This window comes from Micromonospora sicca, from assembly GCF_003172935.1.
Classification (GTDB): domain Bacteria; phylum Actinomycetota; class Actinomycetes; order Mycobacteriales; family Micromonosporaceae; genus Micromonospora; species Micromonospora sicca.
The window spans coordinates 1-5,191 of the sequence record NZ_QGKS01000467.1 but is presented as its reverse complement, the minus strand read 5'-3'; the positions used below and the strand labels follow the sequence as shown (position 1 = coordinate 5,191).

Sequence of the window (5,191 nt, the reverse complement as noted above, 5' to 3'; positions counted from 1 at the left end):
TGTCTTAGGCCCGTTTTTGTGCGCGTGACTTCGTGACCATTCCCGGTCACGTTTACATGAAACCGCGGCTTGACCTGCGGAAACGCACGAACCAGCGTGACAAACACCGTGACCATTCCGTGACATTCCCTGTCACGTTTCAGTAAGCAAGGAGGCTTAGAGATTGCACAACTTCAAGAAATGCCGGGCATGCCGTAGCCCCGTCAAGGGCAACCGTTTCTACTGCGATAAGACGGAATGCCAACGGAAGGCTGCTGCCGAACGGAAGGCACGTAGCCGTGCCGGTAAGGATGCCAAGCCTGCCGGCCCGACCGTGGTCGAGCAGGACCAGGGGGACGGGCTGGATGACCTTGAGCGATTCCTTGCCGAATGGGGGGACAAGTGACCACGGTTAAGGATTATCGCTGGTGCTCGATTCACAGGGTCGGGCACGCGTTGGACGGGGACGATTGCACGGACTGGCTTGAGGCTCTGAGGGTCCGTGAGGCTGTTCTAGAGCAGCGTCGGCAGGAGTGGCGACGGTCCAGGAACCGGAACCAGCGGTACCGGGATTGCATCGTCTGCACCCGGAAGTTTGACGGCGGGCAGGCTAAGCGGGGACGGCCTCAAGAAATCTGCTCCACGGCGTGCCAAGACATCCGGGATAACGACCTTCGGAAGCTGCGGCACGCGGGTATCAAAACCCGCCGGAAGCGGGCTGCTCACGGTTTGCGTACGCGGGGTGCTCTGCGGGCTACCCCTGAGTTGCTGGACTTCCTGGCAGCTTTCCCGGATGGCTGGTCGTATGAGGGACCACGCGCCGAATAAAACGTAATAAGTGGGAAGAACCACGGTTTGGGAAACGAGGGGGTCCGGCTACGGCCGGGCCCCCTTTTTGTTTGCCCTTAAGAAGGGAGTGATTACACATGGAAAACCTTGTTACCGCGTTCCGTGAGCTTGACGCTGACGACCTGGACGTTATGGCGGATGAGTTTTACCAGCGGACTGAGAAGTGCCTTGACGCTGGCAAGTCTGCTTGGGCCCGGGTCTACGCGCTGATCGCGTGTGCCGCGATTGACGCGCTGGACGGCAAGTGAACGCTGACCGTTCCTCATGGGAAGTGACGTGCGCGTACTGCTTTAAGCCGTTTAGCAAGCGGGATTGGGCCCCGTACGTACGCGGCGGCGTTTGCTCGGTTACGTGTGCGAACCGTAGCGGCCGGGGTGTGTTCCTGGAATGGGACCCGAACCACAAGCCCAAGGGCAAGCGCAACAACTGAATAGACAATTCAACCAACAACTGAATAAGCAACTCAGACCTTTAGCCGTCCCATTCGGGGGCGGCTTTTTTGTTGATTGGAGAATCTGTTTTGACTGCCCTGGATAATGTTGCCCTGCACGCCAAGCGCGCGAAGCTGGTTAACAACCTGATTCAGATTGCCGATAACCCGGCCCTGTCGGTTGAGGCGCGTAACGCCGCGATTGACACCCTGGCCCCGGCTGACGCTGAGCAGCGTACCGAGGTTGCGCCGGCCACCGTTGAGACGCGCGCTGCCGTTGAGGCTGAGCAGCGTTCCGCGATTGCCGCTAACCCGGTTGGCCTGCCCGGTGCCCGTACCGAGGTGCGCGCTGGTGACCTGCTCTCCGCTGAGGTGCGGGCCCTGACTGGCGCGTCGGGCATGGGTGCGGTGTTCACCCCGGCCGAGCAGGCCGGGTATGTGCTCGATTTCCTGGCTAAGTCCAGCGTCATCATCCGGTCTGGCGTCAACGTCATTCGGACCAGCGGGGACAGCATCGTTATCCCGCACATGACCAGCGACGGCACCGCCGGTGCTATCGCCGAGGCTGGCACCATTCCACTGTCGGACCCGAACGCGGAGGCTCTTACCGCCGTTCCGCGTAAGTTTGCCCAGGGCACCCGGGTTCCGAATGAGATTCTGGCGGACAGCAAGCCGGCCGCCCTGGACCAGCTTTCCCGGAGCCTTATCCGTTCGGTTGGTCTGGCCTACGACCTTTCCGCGTTTGAGGGTAACGGCACCGCGCCGGCCCTCCGTGGCCTCAAGAGCGTTGCCGGTATCGGCACCTTCCCGGTTGTCGCTAACGGTGCCGTTCTTAGCAACCTCGACCCGATCGCGGACGCCCTGGGCCTGCTGGCGGAGGCCAACGCTGACGACGAAAGCGCGGTTATCGTTATGCCGCCGCGTACCTGGCGCGCCATCCTGAAGCTTAAGGAGGCGTCTGGTTCTAACAAGTCGCTGATTCAGGACAGCGCCGGCAGCGCGTCTAACGGCGTTTCCCGGTCGCTGTTTGGTCGGCCGGTGTTCCTGTCCGGCAACCTGGCCCTCAACGAGGTTGAGGGCACCTCGGGTGCCGTGTGTAACAGCATTTACGTCTACGTGCCTTCCGAGGTTTACGCCGTGGTCCGTGAGGACGCGGTATTTGATGTCAACCCGTATGTCTACGGCGCGACTGACGAAACCCTCGTTACCGCGAAGATGCGCGCTGACATTCTGGTGCCCAACCCGGCGGCTGTTGTCCGCGTTACGGGCGTCAAGTAATCAACCCGCGTAGTGGCCCGGCCCCTTTTGGGGTCGGGCCCTCTTTGCGTAAGGAGGTGACCCATTGGGTTTCTGGGATCGAATGATGGAACGTCGGGCGGCACCAGCCCCGACCAGCGGAATTGCTGAGGCTTTCGCAAACGTACCTACGTGGGCCGGGGCCAACGTCAGCCAGGATTCCGCACTTTCCCTGTCTGCCGTTTACACCTGTGTTTCGTTGATTGCTGACGCCGTGGCAGCTCTGCCCGTTGACGCCGTGCGGACCATTGGTGAAACCAGGAAGCCGGCCCCCGGGCCGGTGTGGCTGAGTAAGCCCAACCCGTTTGATACGCCGTTTGACTTCTGGCAGAAAGTGATGACGTCACTTCTGACGGACGGCAACGCTTTTGTGCGTGTCTACCGGAACGGTGGGGGGAAGGTTGTTGCCCTGGTGCCGCTCGACCCCCGCACCGTGCGGGTTGAGCTGACCGAGGATGGCAGCGGCGTTCTTTACAAGGTTGCTGACGTAACCCTGTTTGACCGGGACGTTATCCACGTTAAGGGGTTTGCTCAGGCAAACAGCCTCCGTGGTCTGTCTCCGCTTGAGAATGCCCGGCAGACCATTGGTGCCGGGTTGGCTACCGAGGAATACGGCGCACGGTTCTTTAGCCAGGGCACCACGCTTACCGGCGTCATTGAACACCCCGGCACCCCCAAGCCGGGTGAGGTTGCCATCTTGGCCCGAATGATGCGCAAGAATCACGCGGGCATCAAGAACAGTCACGGTGTCGGCGTTCTTACGGGTGGGTCTACCTGGAAACAGATTAGCGTTACCCCGGAACAGGCACAGTTTTTGGAGACTCAGCGGTTTAACCGTCTGGCTATCGCTGGAATCTTCCGGGTGCCCGCTTACATGCTCGACCCGACAACGGCTAGCTCATGGGGTAGTGGTGTTGAGGAGCAACACAATTGGTTTGTCACTCAAACGTTGATGCCGTGGCTGGTTCGGATTGAGCAGGCTTTCTCCGCCATCCTGCCGGCTGGTCAGAGCTTGCGTTTCAACGCTAACGCGAGGATGCGCGTAAAGACGGCTGAGCGTTACCAGGCTTACCGCACCGGCATTGAGGCGGGTTTCCTGTCGGTGGATGAGGTGCGGGCCCTTGAGGACCGCGAGCCGCTGCCGGACGGCAAGGGGCAGACCTACGGGCGTAACAGCAACCCGGCTGGCTCTGATGCATGAGGACGGGCACCGGCGCTCCCGGGTGATCGCGTTGACGCGATAAATGCAGTCGCACCCGTCCACAGGATGGACCTTTTTCGAGGCGACAGGCTGGCATGAGGGGTAGCTTGCCTGACCGATAGGCGGTAAGTGTCCAGCTTTGCCCCGGCGTTTAAGGTGCAGTCGTACGTAAGTTCGGGAGGTTGGCTTTGAACGGCACGCTCCGTGGCTTACCGTCGATGTGCCCGACCGAGGTAACCCATCAGGAAGCCGACCGTTGGGATAGAAGCAAGCACCGACTCTGGTCGGTTGCAAGCACCGACACGCCGACGGATGGCCTCCGCTTGACCCGAGGACGCCCGGCGGCTGCAATTGATCGCGGTAACGACGTCGTCGCACGAACCCTCCCTACAGGGGGGCGGAAAGAGCGAACGCCCGGTGGCTAGACCGGGCGTCGCTGGCGACTCCGTTGTTACTCCACCGTGCCTCGGTTTCAGACAAGGAGTCAGCGTGCCGACCGTAGCAACAAACGAGCAGGACGACAACGGGACACGGAATCCGCACTCCGTGATCCTGGACTACCTCAAGACGGCACCGGGCGTGCTCAGCGGGGTAGCGGCTGTGCTCGCTGCCCTGAGCGGGCTACTCGCCCTGCTGCTTAGGTAGCGCCGTGAGGGAGGGGCGGTATGGGCCGCCCCTCCCCTGCCGCCTCAGTCGGTGGCGGCTACCTGGCCAGTCTCAAACGTGGCGAACAGGATTCCGTCAGGGTGTAGCACAACCTCGGTACAGACAGCCTCCGGCGGAAGCTGGGCGGCTAGCTCCGCCAGGCGGACGGGCGTAACCGGGGGATCAACGTAGGTGACAAAGACGTTGGCGGAGTCCTGTACGACTCTCACTGCGTAAACCTCCTGTGCTGTGCAACCCTCCCGCGCTACCGGCGGTTGGCCCTCTTAACTAGGAGCCAGACCAGACCGCCGACGAGCACGGCTGACGAGGCGAGACAACACAGCGTGGCGATGTGCCACGGCTTAAGAGCACCCATGGCGCGCACCGTACCCCTACGCGGCAACGGGACCGTTGAGCACCGTTCGCAACCTCCGATCAGAGATGCCGAGGGCGGCCGCTACGGCCTCCCGGGTGGTGCCAGGTTCCGCCAGCATCCCGAGGGCCAGGCGGCGGGTTTCCGCCACCGGGCGACGCTTCCGGCCGGGCTGCTCAGGTTCCGGGCTATCCGGCCCGCTGTGAGGCTTGCTGGGCCCCTCCGCGGATTCCTCCGCGCACCCGGAAGGTGCGGCTACTTCCGGGCCCTCAGGGGCCGCTATGGCTTGCTGGGCAACAGGTTCCGCCGGAACCTCCAGCCCCTTCCCGGAACGGGCCAGTACCTCAACGGTGAGCAGCAACGCCACGGCGGGCCATGCGGACACAACCCGGGCCACCGGGTGGGGGTCGGCAACCAG

The 5,191-nt window shown here is 62.4% G+C and carries 4 protein-coding genes; all 4 read left to right on the top strand.

What is annotated here, in order from left to right; all coding sequences use genetic code 11:
* The first annotated feature begins 163 nt into the window (after nucleotides 1-163).
* Nucleotides 164-385, top strand: a complete 222-nt coding sequence (locus tag DKT69_RS38015; protein ID WP_146231289.1) for a hypothetical protein — start codon at nucleotides 164-166, stop codon at nucleotides 383-385.
* Nucleotides 386-905: 520 nt separating this feature from the next.
* Nucleotides 906-1,076: a hypothetical protein gene (locus DKT69_RS38725; protein WP_161558008.1), complete on the top strand. Its 171-nt coding sequence runs from the start codon at nucleotides 906-908 to the stop codon at nucleotides 1,074-1,076.
* 272 nt (nucleotides 1,077-1,348) lie between these two features.
* The gene (locus DKT69_RS34540; protein WP_161558007.1) at nucleotides 1,349-2,536 is read left to right on the top strand and encodes a phage major capsid protein; all 1,188 of its coding nucleotides are present in this window, start codon (nucleotides 1,349-1,351) and stop codon (nucleotides 2,534-2,536) included.
* Nucleotides 2,537-2,600: 64 nt separating this feature from the next.
* Nucleotides 2,601-3,755 carry a phage portal protein gene (locus DKT69_RS34535; protein ID WP_146231288.1) on the top strand — a complete coding sequence of 385 codons (1,155 nt, stop codon included), beginning with the start codon at nucleotides 2,601-2,603 and terminating at the stop codon, nucleotides 3,753-3,755.
* Nucleotides 3,756-5,191: the final 1,436 nt, after the last annotated feature.

Excerpts from the sequence above, each read along its gene's own strand:
- DKT69_RS38725 (WP_161558008.1), top strand. The coding sequence starts at position 906 with ATGGAAAACCTTGTTACCGCGTTCCGTGAGCTTGACGCTGACGACCTG.